Annotated in this window: 14 protein-coding genes; 7 read left to right on the forward strand and 7 right to left on the reverse strand. The window is 46.7% G+C overall.

Annotated features, from left to right (window positions below; all coding sequences use genetic code 11):
• Positions 1-106: 106 nt before the first annotated feature.
• Genes rplI through rpsF form a run of 4 tightly spaced genes read right to left on the reverse strand, consistent with a single transcriptional unit; the run spans position 107 to position 1483 of the window.
• Complete coding sequence (gene rplI / locus ACTHSX_RS02115; protein WP_003678862.1) at positions 107-559, reverse strand: 50S ribosomal protein L9; 453 nt, start codon at positions 557-559, stop codon at positions 107-109.
• Between the two features lie 16 nt (positions 560-575).
• A complete protein-coding gene (rpsR, locus tag ACTHSX_RS02120; protein WP_003678863.1) occupies positions 576-806 on the reverse strand; it encodes a 30S ribosomal protein S18 in 231 nt (76 codons plus the stop codon).
• Positions 807-812: 6 nt separating this feature from the next.
• A complete protein-coding gene (gene priB / locus ACTHSX_RS02125) occupies positions 813-1115 on the reverse strand; it encodes a primosomal replication protein N (RefSeq protein WP_191620669.1) in 303 nt (100 codons plus the stop codon).
• Positions 1112-1483 (reverse strand): 30S ribosomal protein S6, encoded by a 372-nt coding sequence (gene rpsF / locus ACTHSX_RS02130; RefSeq protein WP_003686150.1) that lies wholly within the window; start codon positions 1481-1483, stop codon positions 1112-1114. Before rpsF ends, priB begins: the two co-directional genes overlap by 4 nt.
• Before the next feature lie 244 nt (positions 1484-1727).
• Between rpsF and hscA the strand changes: the two genes are divergently transcribed.
• The 4 genes from hscA (at position 1728) to fdx (ending at position 5086) form a co-directional block, all read left to right on the forward strand.
• On the forward strand, positions 1728-3587 hold the full coding sequence (gene hscA, locus ACTHSX_RS02135) for a Fe-S protein assembly chaperone HscA (RefSeq protein WP_440376444.1): 1860 nt from the start codon (positions 1728-1730) through the stop codon (positions 3585-3587).
• A 76-nt stretch (positions 3588-3663) separates the two neighbouring features.
• Positions 3664-4293, forward strand: a complete 630-nt coding sequence (locus ACTHSX_RS02140; protein ID WP_440376443.1) for a GIY-YIG nuclease family protein — start codon at positions 3664-3666, stop codon at positions 4291-4293.
• Positions 4290-4652 carry a TIGR02328 family protein gene (locus ACTHSX_RS02145; protein ID WP_440376442.1) on the forward strand — a complete coding sequence of 121 codons (363 nt, stop codon included), beginning with the start codon at positions 4290-4292 and terminating at the stop codon, positions 4650-4652. Before ACTHSX_RS02140 ends, ACTHSX_RS02145 begins: the two co-directional genes overlap by 4 nt.
• Before the next feature lie 92 nt (positions 4653-4744).
• Complete coding sequence (gene fdx / locus ACTHSX_RS02150; protein ID WP_003686005.1) at positions 4745-5086, forward strand: ISC system 2Fe-2S type ferredoxin; 342 nt, start codon at positions 4745-4747, stop codon at positions 5084-5086.
• Between the two features lie 75 nt (positions 5087-5161).
• Here fdx and ACTHSX_RS02155 read toward each other — a convergent pair whose 3' ends face one another.
• A complete protein-coding gene (locus ACTHSX_RS02155; RefSeq protein WP_440376441.1) occupies positions 5162-5782 on the reverse strand; it encodes a hypothetical protein in 621 nt (206 codons plus the stop codon).
• 311 nt (positions 5783-6093) lie between these two features.
• On the opposite strand from ACTHSX_RS02155, the gene iscX reads away from it, so the two are divergent.
• The 3 genes from iscX to metE all read left to right on the forward strand — a co-directional run bounded on the left by iscX (position 6094) and on the right by metE (position 9709).
• Positions 6094-6291, forward strand: coding sequence for a Fe-S cluster assembly protein IscX (iscX, locus tag ACTHSX_RS02160; RefSeq protein ID WP_039861945.1), 198 nt, complete (start codon positions 6094-6096; stop codon positions 6289-6291).
• A gap of 170 nt (positions 6292-6461) precedes the next feature.
• Positions 6462-7343: a methylenetetrahydrofolate reductase gene (gene metF / locus ACTHSX_RS02165; protein WP_049330686.1), complete on the forward strand. Its 882-nt coding sequence runs from the start codon at positions 6462-6464 to the stop codon at positions 7341-7343.
• A gap of 89 nt (positions 7344-7432) precedes the next feature.
• Positions 7433-9709, forward strand: a complete 2277-nt coding sequence (metE, locus tag ACTHSX_RS02170; protein WP_440376440.1) for a 5-methyltetrahydropteroyltriglutamate--homocysteine S-methyltransferase — start codon at positions 7433-7435, stop codon at positions 9707-9709.
• A 92-nt stretch (positions 9710-9801) separates the two neighbouring features.
• On the opposite strand, the gene ACTHSX_RS02175 is transcribed toward metE, so the two are convergent.
• Positions 9802-12042: a right-handed parallel beta-helix repeat-containing protein gene (locus tag ACTHSX_RS02175; protein ID WP_440376681.1), complete on the reverse strand. Its 2241-nt coding sequence runs from the start codon at positions 12040-12042 to the stop codon at positions 9802-9804.
• Positions 12043-13133: 1091 nt separating this feature from the next.
• The gene (ilvE, locus tag ACTHSX_RS02180) at positions 13134-14132 is read right to left on the reverse strand and encodes a branched-chain-amino-acid transaminase (RefSeq protein WP_440376439.1); all 999 of its coding nucleotides are present in this window, start codon (positions 14130-14132) and stop codon (positions 13134-13136) included.
• Positions 14133-14161 lie beyond the last annotated feature (29 nt).

The raw sequence follows: 14161 nt of genomic DNA on the forward strand, positions 1-14161 counted from the left end.
AAAATATAAACAACTCGGCACTGATTTGCTTCGGCTCAAGCACATAAACAAGGCCGTCTGAAATCCAAGGAAACCCTTGATTTTCAGACGGCCTTGAATGAATCAATTACTCAGCGGCTGCAACAACAGCAACGGTAATTTTAGCAACAGCGTCAGTGTGCAGAGCCACTTCAACTTCGTATTCACCAACAGCTTTCAAAGGACCGTTAGGCAGACGTACGTTTGCTTTAGCAGCTTGGATACCGGCAGCAACAATCGCTTCAGCGATGTCAGCATTGGTAACAGAACCGAACAGACGACCATCAACACCGGCTTTTTGAGCAACAGTAATGGTTTGGCCTTCCAGTTTTTCTTGACGTGCTTTAGCATCAGCCAAGATTTCAGCTTGTTTGGCTTCCAATTCAGCGCGGCGTGCTTCGAATTCTTTCATGTTGGCTTCGGTTGCACGTTTTGCTTTACCGGCAGGGATCAGGAAGTTGCGTGCGTAACCGTTTTTAACGGTAACGATGTCACCCAAGTTACCCAGACCGCCGATTTTTTCTAACAGAATAATTTGCATGATTTAAACTCCAAAATTATTTGTGTTGATCGGTGTAAGGCAACAGAGCCAGGAAACGGGCACGTTTCACAGCAGTAGCCAACTGACGTTGGTAGTGTGCTTTAGTACCAGTAATGCGGGCAGGGATGATTTTGCCGTTTTCAGAGATGAAGTCTTTCAACAAATCAACTTGTTTGTAATCAACTTCTTGGATTTTTTCAGCCGTAAAGCGGCAGAATTTTCTACGTTTGAATGATTGACGAGCCATTGTCGTTTAACCTTTATATTCTTTAATGTTCTGTATGCGTAGTACCGGCTTGGGGAAGCGTTGGCTGCGTTGCGCCAAAAAACCTTCCGACTCGATGATAGCATCTTGCCGATACTGCCATTCTTCAGCCTGCTTACCTAAAATCCGTGCGGGGATTTCAAATTTAACCAGACATTTCTGTCCGTTTTCTTCCTGCCAAGACTCATGCTGCAACACAACATCTAAAACAGGAATTCCTGCCGGCGTATATCTCAAAGGCTGAACCTGCAAGATACGGGCGGTAAGCTTAATCAGATTGTTCAATCTTATTCGGCTGCTGCAACTTCTTCAGCTGCACCGTTCAGCAAGTTTTTTGCTTTTTCGCCGCCCAGCATTGGGGAAGCTTCAGTTACAGCGTGTTTTGTTTTGATGGTCAGGTGACGCAGTACGGCATCATTGAAGCGGAAAGCAGTTTCCAACTCTTCAACCACTTCAGGAGTAGTTTCGATATTCATCAAAACATAGTGTGCTTTGTGGATTTTATTGATTGGGTAAGCCAATTGACGACGGCCCCAGTCTTCCAAACGGTGGATTTTACCGCTGGCTTCAGTAATCATGGTTTTGTAACGTTCAACCATAGCAGGCACTTGCTCGCTTTGATCAGGATGAACGATAAACACGATCTCGTAATGACGCATGTTATCTCCTTATGGATGATTAAAAACAGCCTTTCACCATGCGAAGTAAAAGGCAAGGCAAAGAGGCTGAATTTTATCCGCATTTCTTAAAAAATACAAGTCTGAATTCAAAATCTACTTTCTTTTCAATCAAAAAACAACATTCGGCCTTATGGTTATTTCCTAGCAAACCACTCAACTATCTGCCAAAAATCTGCTAAAATCTGCCCATCCTAATAAATACAGCATCAGAAGGCACACAATCATGGCTCTTTTGCAGATTTCAGAACCCGGCATGTCCGCCGCCCCCCATCAACACCGCCTCGCCGTAGGCATTGATTTAGGTACAACCAACAGCTTGGTTGCCACCGTCCGCAGCGGCAGCGCAGTCTGCCTGCCCGATTCAGACGGCCGCGCCACCCTGCCTTCGGTTGTCCGTTATTTAGATGGCGAAGTTGAAGTCGGCAAAAACGCCCTTTCTGCCCAAAAAACCGATCCGCTAAATACAATCAGCTCCGCCAAACGCCTGATCGGCCGCACCCTTACCGACCTCACACAAGAGGCGCAATACCTGCCCTATCGATTTACACCCAATGAGCGCGTGGTCGAGTTAAACACCCGTCAAGGTGCGAAAACACCTATCGAAGTATCGGCAGAAATCCTCAAAGCCCTCAAATCGCGTGCCGAAGAAACATTAGGCGGAGATTTGGTCGGCGCCGTCATTACCGTACCTGCTTATTTTGACGATGCCCAACGTCAAGCCACCAAAGATGCCGCGCGCTTGGCAGGCTTGAATGTATTGCGCCTCCTCAACGAACCAACTGCCGCCGCAATCGCCTACGGACTGGACAACGCCTCAGAAGGCACGTTTGTCGTTTATGACTTGGGCGGCGGCACATTCGACGTATCCGTATTGCAACTGACCAAAGGCCTGTTTGAAGTTAAAGCCACCGGCGGCAACAGCGCATTGGGTGGCGACGATTTCGACCATCGTTTATTCTGCTACCTGCTCGAACAAAACGACCTTTCCAAACTCAACGAACAAGACAGCCAGCTTCTGCTTTCCCTTGTCCGTAGCGCCAAAGAAAAACTGACCACTCAAACCGAAGCCGTCATCGAAACCACACTTTCAGACGGCCATAAAGTTCATACCGTCATTACCCGCCAAGAGTTTCACCACCTGACGCAAAATCTGGTGCAAAAAACCATAGAGCCGGTCAAACAAGCCCTGAAAGACGCAGGCGTGACGAAAGCCGACATCCAAGGCGTGATTATGGTCGGCGGCTCAACCCGTATGCTGCACGTTCAACAAGCGGTCGCCACCTTCTTCGGACAAACCCCGCTGAACAACCTCAACCCCGACGAAGTGGTTGCACTCGGTGCCGCCATACAGGCAAACGTCCTTGCCGGCAACAAAACCGACGGCGAATGGCTGTTGCTGGACGTTACGCCTTTATCACTCGGCCTGGAAACCTACGGTGGTCTTGCCGAGAAAATCATCCCGCGCAACTCCACCATTCCTACCGCACGCGCGCAGGACTTCACCACTTTCAAAGACGGTCAAACCGCCATGACGATACACGTCGTACAAGGCGAGCGCGAACTCGTTTCCGACTGCCGCAGCCTTGCCAAATTTACCCTGCGCGGCATTCCGCCGATGGCAGCAGGCGCTGCGCGTATCCGCGTGACCTTCCAAGTGGACGCCGACGGTTTGCTGTCCGTTTCTGCACAAGAACAAAGCACCGGCGTACAGGCGCAAATCGAAGTCAAACCTTCCTACGGTTTGGACGACAGCACCATCACCCAAATGCTCAAAGACAGCATGAGCAACGCCGCAGAAGACATGGCCGCACGCGCACGCGCCGAAGCCGTAGTCGAAGCCGAAAGCCTGACCGACGCCGTCAACGCTGCTCTTGAATTGGATAGCGATTTATTGGAAGCCGAAGAATTGCAACAGATTCAACAAGACATTGCCGACTTGCAAGGCCGTCTGAAAGACGGCAAAGCCGAAGACATCCGTGCCGCCGTTGCCAAACTCAGCCATAGTACCGACAACTTCGCCGCCAAACGCATGAACCGCAATATCCAACGCGCACTGACAGGGCAAAGCGTTGATAATATTTGATGGTGGATGGTTTCAGACGACCTTTGATAAAAAGGTCGTCTGAAAAGATATCCTCTTACAAAAATAAAGGACAACAATGGAAAAAGCAGGCATTGTCTACCTGATGAAAACCGTCATCAAAGGTGTATATAAAATTGGTATTACTGACGAAAATAATTTTGAAATTAGAATGCGCCATTTGGAAAACAACGGCTACGCAAACGTTGCTGGATTAGAGCGCATTCTAGCCATTAAAACCGACAACTATAAAGAAAAAGAAACCTTACTTCATGAAATTTTCGGCAAAAGCCAAATAGGAGAAACTGAGCTTTTTGCAATTGATGAAAATCTTGTGAAAAGGCTTTTTCTCTCATTAAGAGGCGAAATTGTATTTCCTAAAAATGAAATAGCAGAGTTAGGTTTTGAAAAAACTGTCAAAGAACATCATCAAGAAAAAATCTTTGAAGTAAACAGAAGTGCATTTATCTCCTTTATTAAGGAAAAGCACCAACAAAATCCTTCCATATTAAGAAATCTCATCTCTTCAGAAAATGCATATAAACCCAAAAATTCCAAAGTCCGTTTATATAAAGACGAATACTTTGGGACAAGTGGATCAAAGCTAACCACTGAAATTGAAGAAGGTCTTCATATTTATACTACCTATTCAAAAGAAAATTTAGAGAAAGCTTACGCAGAATATTCAAATTTATTTGAATCACAATGAGACTCTGGCATCAAACCCTTATCCCGCTACTCCCCCGCGCCCAACTTTTAGGGCAGCATCGCGAATGCGCCGCGCTTCGCGGAGCGGGTTGGGGCAGGCCGCATGCGACGGTGAATTATGTCTTCACCCATTCGCCTTACAAGCTCTATCTGTATCACGCACTGATTATGGAAGAGATGGAAAAGCGCGGCTACAAGCCTGACGTTTTATGGAAAGACCCGTTGTATCGCGGTAAAGCCGTTGCCCCATACCACGCACACGCTGCTGAAACAGCTACTTCGCCGATTTATGTCGAACACGATGATGCCTACTTAGACGAATGCCTGGAAAATTTAAAAAGTAAAGGCATCATGTTATAAACCCATTTTTCAGACGGCCTGAATATTGAATATCCAAGGCCGTCTGAAACCACTTTAACCACAACCACTCTTAAACAACCGAGACAATAAAAATGCCAAAAATTACCGTACTCCCACACGCGACATTATGCCCTGAAGGCGCGGTTATCGAAGATGCACCGGAAGGCCAAACCGTCCTTGACGTACTGCTCGACCACGACATCGAAGTCGATCACGCCTGTGAAAAATCCTGTGCCTGCACAACCTGCCACGTGATTATCCGCAAAGGTTTTGACAGCTTGGAAGAACCAACCGAATTGGAAGAAGACCTGCTCGACCAAGCATGGGGCTTGGAAGCCGATTCACGCTTGAGCTGTCAGGCAGTCGTTGCCGATGAAGATTTGGTCGTAGAAATTCCTAAATATACGATCAACCACGCGCGTGAAGACCATTAAAACAAGGTTTAATGAAAAGGCCGTCTGAAACCATAAATTCATGGTTTTCAGACGGCCTTTTGGTTATGCAGCAAATTATTTGATATGAGGGAAAATAAAACGCATACGCGAAATCTGCATGGAGGCCACTTTCTGCGTAGCGGAGTAATTTTCAATTTTTTCTTGCATTCTGATTTGATGCACATTGCCGTTATAACGGGGAGCAGCATTCTGAGATTTGTTTACGGTCGGCAGCTCAGCCTCTGCCTTCAACGCTTCCTCCGCCTCAATGGCCGAAAGTGCAGCCTCATCTCTTACCAAACCGAAACGCTCGATAATGGCATTGGCTTCATCTATATAATGAGATTTGTCCGCGCCATTTTCCAACACTGCATCTTCAAGCACGACCGACAAATGCTTGCCGCAATTTTCGATACGCTCTGCGATACGCGAATAAACCATCCAACGTTTCAACCTCAACGCGCCTGCATCGTCATTGGGTGAAGCGGCATCCAGTTTAATCAAACCATAATGCTTGCCGTAATACAGACGGAACACCAGCTGCTTCAAACCTTCTGTTTCGTCCAGCATCCGATAAAATTCGCGAACCAACAACAGCAAACGGTCAAATGCGCCTGCTTTAGACAGATACTCCAGATCATCGGAAGCAAGCGCGTAAATCAGTTTGGACAGCTTGGCGTTGAGTGCGTTATTCATCTTTTTTCCTTTTATTTTTAAGCGATGGATTGTCTTAAGAGCCATTCCAAAAAATTTGGTTGCATAACAAAGTGTAAATTTTGCATGAAAACCAAATCATTCAAAACGGAATAGAAAGTATAAAACGGTAGATTCAAAGAGAATATGCCGTGAATTTTAAGTGTCTTGCTGTATTTTAACGCAACTATGCTATTTTGTTAAAAAATAGCGCCATCATTTATCTGCCAATCTTCCGTAAAACAATCTGGCAGTCCGACTTCTTCTTGATTAAAATAATTACTAATAGCCCAAACCCAATAAAGGAACACATCATGAAATGGACAGATACCCAACGCATCGCTGAAGAACTCTACGACTTACACGGCGACAGCATCGATCCGAAAACCGTACGCTTTACCCAACTGCGTGATCTGATTATGGCTTTACCTGAATTTGACGATGACCCGACGCGTTGCGGCGAGCGCATTCTCGAAGCCGTGCAACAAGCATGGATAGACGAAGCAGAATAAGCTTTCTTCCATTACATCAAACAAGACCTCAGGCTGTTTTTTCAGACGGCCTGAGGTCTTTATTAAATCTATTCATACAATTTCGGAAAATTTCGAAATTGACTCATGTTAACCTCAAATTTATTATGCAACCTGACAACAAATAAAAGATATGCAGAAGGTGCATAACCATGAATCACGCTCGAGAAATCGCCGCTTTAAACAACAGCCTTTCTGATTTGAAAGGCGACATCAATGTTTCGTTCGAATTTTTCCCTCCTAAAAACGAACAAATGGAAACCATGCTGTGGGATTCCATCCATCGCCTGCAAACTTTGCATCCGAAATTCGTTTCCGTAACCTACGGTGCAAACTCCGGCGAACGCGACCGCACTCACAGCATCGTTAAACGCATCAAACAAGAAACCGGCCTTGACGCCGCCCCCCACCTGACCGGTATCGACGCCAGCCCTGACGAGTTGCGCCAAATCGCCAAAGATTATTGGGACAGCGGTATCCGCCGCATTGTCGCCCTGCGTGGCGACGAGCCGCCCGGCTACGAGAAAAAACCTTTCTATGCCGAAGATTTGGTCAAACTGTTGCGCTCCGTTGCCGACTTTGACATTTCCGTAGCGGCCTATCCAGAGGTGCACCCGGAAGCCAAATCCGCACAAGCCGACTTGATCAATCTGAAACGCAAAATCGATGCGGGTGCAAACCACGTTATCACCCAATTCTTCTTTGACGTGGAAAGCTATCTGCGCTTCCGCGACCGTTGCGTGATGATGGGCATCGATGTTGAAATCGTTCCCGGCATCCTGCCTGTAACCAATTTCAAACAATTGACCAAAATGGCCCAAGTGACCAACGTCAAAATCCCAAGCTGGCTGTCTAAAATGTACGAAGGTTTGGATAACGACCAAGGCACGCGCAACCTTGTTGCCGCCAGCATCGCCATCGACATGGTCAAAGTCCTCTCGCGCGAAGGTGTCAAAGACTTCCACTTCTACACCCTCAACCGCAGCGAACTGACTTACGCCATCTGCCATATTTTGGGTGTGCGCCCCCGTTAATAAAACAGACGGCCTCCCCATTCTGATTTACAATATCGAACATTCAGGCCATACCGGCCTGATTAAAAATTCCAACTAGGAGAGTTAACATGACAACATTGCATTTTTCAGGCTTCCCACGCGTCGGTGCCTTCCGCGAATTGAAATTCGCACAAGAAAAATACTGGCGCAAAGAAATCAGCGAGCAAGAATTGCTGGCTGTTGCTAAAGACTTGCGCGAGAAAAACTGGAAACACCAAGCTGCGGCCAACGCTGATTACGTTGCCGTAGGCGATTTCACTTTCTACGACCACATCCTCGACCTGCAAGTTGCTACCGGTGCCATCCCTGCCCGTTTCGGCTTCGACAGCCAAAACCTGTCTTTGGAACAATTCTTCCAACTGGCCCGTGGTAACAAAGACCAATTCGCTATCGAAATGACCAAATGGTTCGACACCAACTACCACTACTTGGTGCCTGAATTCCACGCCGATACCGAATTCAAAGCCAACGCCAAACACTACGTTCAACAACTGAAAGAAGCCCAAGCTTTGGGTCTGAAAGCCAAACCGACCGTTGTTGGTCCGTTGACTTTCCTGTGGGTTGGTAAAGAAAAAGGCACTGTTGAATTCGACCGTCTGAGCCTGTTGCCTAAACTGTTGCCTGTTTACGTTGAAATCCTGACTGCTTTGGTTGAAGCAGGTGCCGAGTGGATTCAAATCGACGAGCCTGCTTTGACTGTTGACCTGCCTAAAGAATGGGTAGAAGCATACAAAGACGTTTACGCTACTTTGAGCAAAGTAAACGCCAAAATCCTGCTGAGCACTTACTTCGGTTCTGTTGCCGAACACGCCGCGTTGTTGAAAGCACTGCCTGTTGACGGCCTGCACATCGACTTGGTACGCGCGCCTGAGCAACTGGACGCATTTGCCGACTACGACAAAGTTCTGTCTGCCGGCGTTATCGACGGTCGCAATATTTGGCGTGCCAACCTGAACAAAGTTTTGGAAACTGTCGAGCCTCTGCAAGCCAAACTGGGCGACCGTTTGTGGATCTCCAGCTCTTGCTCTCTGCTGCACACTCCATTTGACTTGTCAGTTGAAGAAAAACTGAAAGCCAACAAACCTGACCTGTACTCTTGGTTGGCATTCACCCTGCAAAAAACCCAAGAATTGCGCGTTCTAAAAGCCGCATTGAACGAAGGTCGTGATTCTGTTGCCGAAGAACTGGCCGCCAGCCAAGCTGCTGCCGACTCCCGTGCCAACAGCAGCGAAATCCACCGTGCAGACGTTGCCAAACGCTTGGCCGATTTGCCTGCCAACGCAGACCAACGCAAATCTCCATTTGCCGACCGTATCAAAGCGCAACAAGCATGGTTGAACCTGCCTCTGCTGCCGACTACCAACATCGGTTCTTTCCCACAAACTACCGAAATCCGCCAAGCACGTGCAGCCTTCAAAAAAGGCGAACTGTCTGCCGCCGATTACGAAGCCGCGATGAAAAAAGAAATCGCCTTGGTGGTTGAAGAGCAAGAAAAACTGGACTTGGACGTACTGGTACACGGCGAAGCCGAGCGTAACGACATGGTTGAATACTTCGGCGAACTGTTGAGCGGTTTTGCATTCACCCAATACGGCTGGGTACAAAGCTACGGCTCACGCTGCGTTAAACCACCTATCATCTTCGGTGACGTAAGCCGTCCTGAAGCCATGACTGTTGCTTGGTCTACTTACGCACAAAGCCTGACCAAACGCCCGATGAAAGGTATGTTGACCGGCCCTGTAACCATTCTGCAATGGTCTTTCGTCCGCAACGATATTCCTCGCTCTACCGTGTGCAAACAAATCGCACTGGCTCTGAACGATGAAGTATTGGATCTGGAAAAAGCCGGCATCAAAGTCATCCAAATTGACGAACCTGCCATCCGCGAAGGTCTGCCTTTGAAACGTGCCGATTGGGATGCCTACCTGAACTGGGCCGGCGAATCTTTCCGCCTGTCCTCTACCGGTTGCGAAGACAGCACCCAAATCCACACTCATATGTGCTACTCCGAGTTCAACGACATCCTGCCAGCCATCGCCGCTATGGATGCTGACGTCATCACCATCGAAACTTCACGTTCCGACATGGAGCTCTTGACTGCGTTCGGCGAGTTCAAATATCCGAACGACATCGGCCCAGGTGTTTACGACATCCACAGCCCACGCGTACCGACTGAAGCTGAAGTTGAGCACCTGTTGCGCAAAGCCATCGAGGTTGTACCGGTTGAACGCCTGTGGGTTAACCCAGACTGCGGCCTGAAAACACGCGGCTGGAAAGAAACTCTGGAACAACTCCAAGTGATGATGAACGTAACCCACAAACTGCGTGCCGAACTGGCTAAATAATGTGAGTTAGATGAAAAGGCCGTCTGAAAATTTTCAGACGGCCTTTTTTTATTTATCGATATTTAAACCATAAAGATTAAGGCTTCAACAGCTTACAAAATCCCTGTCGTTGTATGATGTTCTTCCACTCCTGATGTATACACATTTTTAGTATGGTGATATACAGTCTCTTTAGTCGTTTCAACAATATGGTTGGCTTCTGACAAAATATCGCTCAATGCAACTTTACTGCCGGTCGTATTCACCTTTTTCAGTGCTTCGCCGTTATGGCTATTGCCTTCTGAATACGTTTTGATGTCGTTTTCAAAGCGCAGCCATGAACCATACAGTTCGCCTTTGATGTCCGTCATGATTTTATTGTTGGCTACATTTAAAGATGCCTTGCCCTTAGGGTTGGTGCTGTGTACGTCTACCAAAGCATCATTCAGGGTACCACCAAGTTTCAATGTGTTATTGGTGATGTTGTACTCTTTGGCATTGCTTTTCAAATAAGCAAATTCGACATAGCCGTCCGATTTTTCACGTACGGAAATTTTGTTGTCGTGAATCGTCACCGCACCATGCATCGCGACATTGCCATGGTGTTCTTCCACATAAACCGGTACCGCGCCTTTCATAATCTTGCCAATATCGGCATCGTTGCCGCTGATGGTAATGGTACCGCTGCCAATGCCGTTTTTAGATAAAACGCGGTCGTAGGTATCGTTGATGACGGCAATCAGATATTTGGTGGATTCACCGCTGATCTTGTTGTTTGCCATATTGAGCGTGTAATCCATTTTGCTTTCATGGTTACGGAACTCAATCGCGTAGGTCTGAATATTGTTTTGATAAACCGTCAGATTTTTAATGACATTATCGCTAATATCGAAATAACCTTTATCAGCCGAGTGCAAATCTTTGTATTGGGTATTGGTTTGCACCTGAATCCCTGAATACATGTGGTAGTACTTGCCTAAGTCATCATCAACATTCAAACGGAAGCTCGGGTCTTGGATAATGGTATTGCCGGTAATTTTGACTTTATCCATAGAAAACTGGCGGTTGTAGGCAACGATGCCATACAGCCGGTCACCCGTTAACACATTGTCTTCAATGACAATGCCTGTACCATCATGCACATCCAAGCCTTTGCGGTAGTTGTGGTCGGTTGTGTTTTTACGGTATGTGATGCCGTAATTGTAGCTACCCGCAGCCACAGCCATACCGTAGCCGGTACCGCCGTCCGCTTCGTGGCCATTCCAATCCAAACGGTTGCCCTCGCCGATAAAGTTTTGTTGGAAACCGATCAGCGCACCGGCAACGCGGTTGTGGTGCAGATATGAATCAACAATACGGTTGTTTTCACCCAAAGGCAGCGCTTCATATTTTTCATCAATTTCGCCGCTTTGTACGCGCGCTTTAAAGGTCAGCTTTTGACCGTTTTCCGTTTCCAAAGAAGCGGTCGACGTAAACATCACACCAGCACGATTAGCACCGGAAACCTCTACTTTGCTGATTAAAGTATTGTCCGCATCGTTCACCAAAATGCCGTTTACCTTGCCAAAATAGCTTAAGCCTTTGCGGTAAAAATCAGGGTTGGTATATTGAACCGACAAGTCGGCAATGGTTTTATTGTTTTGTCCATCAACCAAAATACCGGCAAATTCGCGGATATCGTCATGGTTGGTGTCCGGATTGAATACGCCCGTCTGCGCCTTATCAAACGTTATTTTGGTTTTGCCCATCCCCGAGCCAAAAAAACCGCGCGCGCCGGAAACGGTTTTATCCATCACAATCTGGTTGGAAATATAGTAGGTACCATCCAAGAAGACCATGGCTTTTTCTTTATGAGCCGCTTCTAAAGCCGCTTTAAATGCCTGAAGGCTGTCTTTTTTACCCTGCGCATCGGCACCAAAATCATTCACACGAACATAATTACCGTAATCTTTAGATTGATACACGCGGTATTTTCCAGATACACCGGCCCTACTTTCGGCATGATCGTTAATTTTGTTTTCTTTGCCTGAGCTGAGGTGGCTATCGTGACTCATGGCTGTTTTTTTGCCGGAAGAAACACTCGTGATTTTGTTATGGCCGTCTGAATCGTTCAAATTCTTTTTATGGGTAATTTCGACTGTTTCTTTTCCTTCAGCAATTCTGTCTTCCGCCTCTTTCTCTTTGCGGGCAGCTTCTTGTTTGGCTTTACGCTCTGCAATCGCTTTTTCGACTGCTGCTTTATGCGCTTCTTTTGCGCGTTCAACCGCCTGCGCTTTGGCTGCAGCGACTTCGGCTATTTTTTTTGCTTTAGCCTCTTCGTAAATTCTTTGCCTTTCAGCCAGGACTTTTTCCATCGATTTATTGACTGGTTTGGCTGCCGTTGCTTGATCGGTAGCGGCAGGTTTATTTGTTGCTTTAGGCGCAATGGTGTTTTTACTGGAAACGCTGCTTGCAGAAGCAACGCTGGCCCGTGCGACATGCATTTTTGTCACAAGGCCGTCTGAAGATGATGAAGTGCCGCCCAATCTTACTGCCTCAGCTACATGAACTGTCTCTCTCGTTACAGTGTTTTTACCGCTTAATTGCTTGGGTTCTGGAAAAACCGACGGACTATCCCCCCAATTTTGAGTGTGTATCCATTCTTTTAGCGGAGAAGATGATTCGGAAGTGGTTTCAGGAGTTGAGGAGCCGTGAAGAATATGGGTACGGCCAAGAGGAGCAAGTTTATGTGACATAATCAGCGTATTTCCTTGTATCAAATATCGTCCTTTCCCACCGCACAAGCGTGCAACAAAAAAGTTCGATTGAATAAAGAGGTAAGACGGATTCTGTCGTAACAGCAATTGCCTGTATAAAGGCCAAACTGAAGCCGGCCACTTTGAGAAACTCGGCAGCGTTTCCCCTTCTGCCGATTTTCTGATTGGAAACGGTAATGGTGTATGGACAGAACCCTTGGATGACTTTTATAGGCAATCTGTCCGCGTACCATGTATCCGGTTATTTTTGACGGAAATGTATCAGAGTCCCTTTTTAATTGATTAGTTCATCCAAAGTTAAGTTATTTTTGATTTTTATAGCAAAATAAAAATGGTTTTATCTTGTATTGTTTTCCTTTTTGGCGTGACAGAGTTAATCCCGCGAAGCCAAAAAGGAGGGGAATTCTAACACAATATGTTTTTAGCATTCCCCATTTAAATAAATTTACAAAATATACAAAATAAATATCTATAAATGTTTTTAACTTCATTGAAAAATCAATAAAATTCGATATTTTCAATGTGAATTTTTACAACATAATTGCGCATTATATACCGATTATCTTAAAATACTACCGCTTATTTGCAAAATTTAGTATTTTATTATTGTTTCCCCCATCTAAAATCCAATAAAAAAAGGCCGTCTGAAAAAATATTTCAGACGGCCTTTTATATTCACTGCGTTCTACTTAACAAACTTCGACCAACCAGCCGTGTTTGTCTTCTGTCAAACCGTATTGAATGTCCGTAATTGCCTTACGGATTGCATAACCGCGCTCTTGGCTCTTCACTTCGATTTCTTTGCCGTCAATCACGAAAGAAGTTACCGGAGAAATAACCGCAGCCGTACCGGTCAGAATCGCTTCCGCACCATTCTCAATCGCAGTTTTCAGCTCATCGACAGTAAAGTTGCGCTCGGTAACGGTGTAGCCCAAATCTTTGGCAACAGTCAATACAGAATCGCGGGTAACGCCGTGCAAGAATTCGTCGGTCAACGGTTTGGTAATGATTTCATCGCCGTTAATCAGGATAAAGTTAGACGCGCCGGTTTCCTGAACGTCGCCATTCGGACAGAACAGCACTTGGTTTGCACCATATTCGGCTTTGGCTTTCAACACCCAAGGCATGGCGGAAGCGTAGTTGCCGCCGCATTTCACACGACCCATATGGGGGGCGCAGCGGATATGTTCGGTTTCAACTAAGATTTTAACAGGCGAACCGGCTTTGAAATAGTCGCCGACAGGAGAAGCCAGAATGTACAGCAAGGCTGTTTCGGAAGGAGAACCAGCTTTGCCGATCACAGGGTCGGTACCGATCAAAGTCGGACGCAGGTACAAAGCGGCAGGCGCATCAGGGATTTCCTCGGCAGAGCGTTTGACCAATTCAATCAAAGCATCCAAATAAGCCTCAGTCTCAGGGCGCGGCAGATGTAGAATATCCGCACTTTGCTGCATGCGCGCGATATTGGCGGTCGGGCGGAACATCACGATTTTGCCGTTTGCCTGACGGAATGCCTTCAAACCCTCAAAACATTCGCTGCCGTAATGCAAAGCATGTGCGCCGGGGGCGAGTGTCAGGTCTTTGGAAGATTGCCATTCTACCGGTTGCCATTTACCTTCACGATAAGCGATAACGGGCATTTCAGCGTGGAAAACGCTGCCGAATACGGCTGGGACTGGTCTGCTCATGATGATTGCCTTTCTTATTCTGATGTGCA

Source organism: Neisseria sp. P0014.S002 (assembly GCF_051958295.1).
In the GTDB taxonomy this organism is placed as follows: Bacteria; Pseudomonadota; Gammaproteobacteria; order Burkholderiales; family Neisseriaceae; genus Neisseria; species Neisseria flavescens_B.

Bases quoted from the DNA above. Each gene is read 5' to 3' on its own strand.
- rplI (WP_003678862.1), bottom strand. From the start codon at position 559: ATGCAAATTATTCTGTTAGAAAAAATCGGCGGTCTGGGTAACTTGGGT.
- rpsR (WP_003678863.1), bottom strand. From the start codon at position 806: ATGGCTCGTCAATCATTCAAACGTAGAAAATTCTGCCGCTTTACGGCT.
- rpsF (WP_003686150.1), bottom strand. From the start codon at position 1,483: ATGCGTCATTACGAGATCGTGTTTATCGTTCATCCTGATCAAAGCGAG.
- hscA (WP_440376444.1), top strand. From the start codon at position 1,728: ATGGCTCTTTTGCAGATTTCAGAACCCGGCATGTCCGCCGCCCCCCAT.
- ACTHSX_RS02140 (WP_440376443.1), top strand. From the start codon at position 3,664: ATGGAAAAAGCAGGCATTGTCTACCTGATGAAAACCGTCATCAAAGGT.
- ACTHSX_RS02145 (WP_440376442.1), top strand. From the start codon at position 4,290: ATGAGACTCTGGCATCAAACCCTTATCCCGCTACTCCCCCGCGCCCAA.
- fdx (WP_003686005.1), top strand. From the start codon at position 4,745: ATGCCAAAAATTACCGTACTCCCACACGCGACATTATGCCCTGAAGGC.
- ACTHSX_RS02155 (WP_440376441.1), bottom strand. From the start codon at position 5,782: ATGAATAACGCACTCAACGCCAAGCTGTCCAAACTGATTTACGCGCTT.
- iscX (WP_039861945.1), top strand. From the start codon at position 6,094: ATGAAATGGACAGATACCCAACGCATCGCTGAAGAACTCTACGACTTA.
- metF (WP_049330686.1), top strand. From the start codon at position 6,462: ATGAATCACGCTCGAGAAATCGCCGCTTTAAACAACAGCCTTTCTGAT.
- metE (WP_440376440.1), top strand. From the start codon at position 7,433: ATGACAACATTGCATTTTTCAGGCTTCCCACGCGTCGGTGCCTTCCGC.
- ACTHSX_RS02175 (WP_440376681.1), bottom strand. From the start codon at position 12,042: ATGGAAAAAGTCCTGGCTGAAAGGCAAAGAATTTACGAAGAGGCTAAA.
- ilvE (WP_440376439.1), bottom strand. From the start codon at position 14,132: ATGAGCAGACCAGTCCCAGCCGTATTCGGCAGCGTTTTCCACGCTGAA.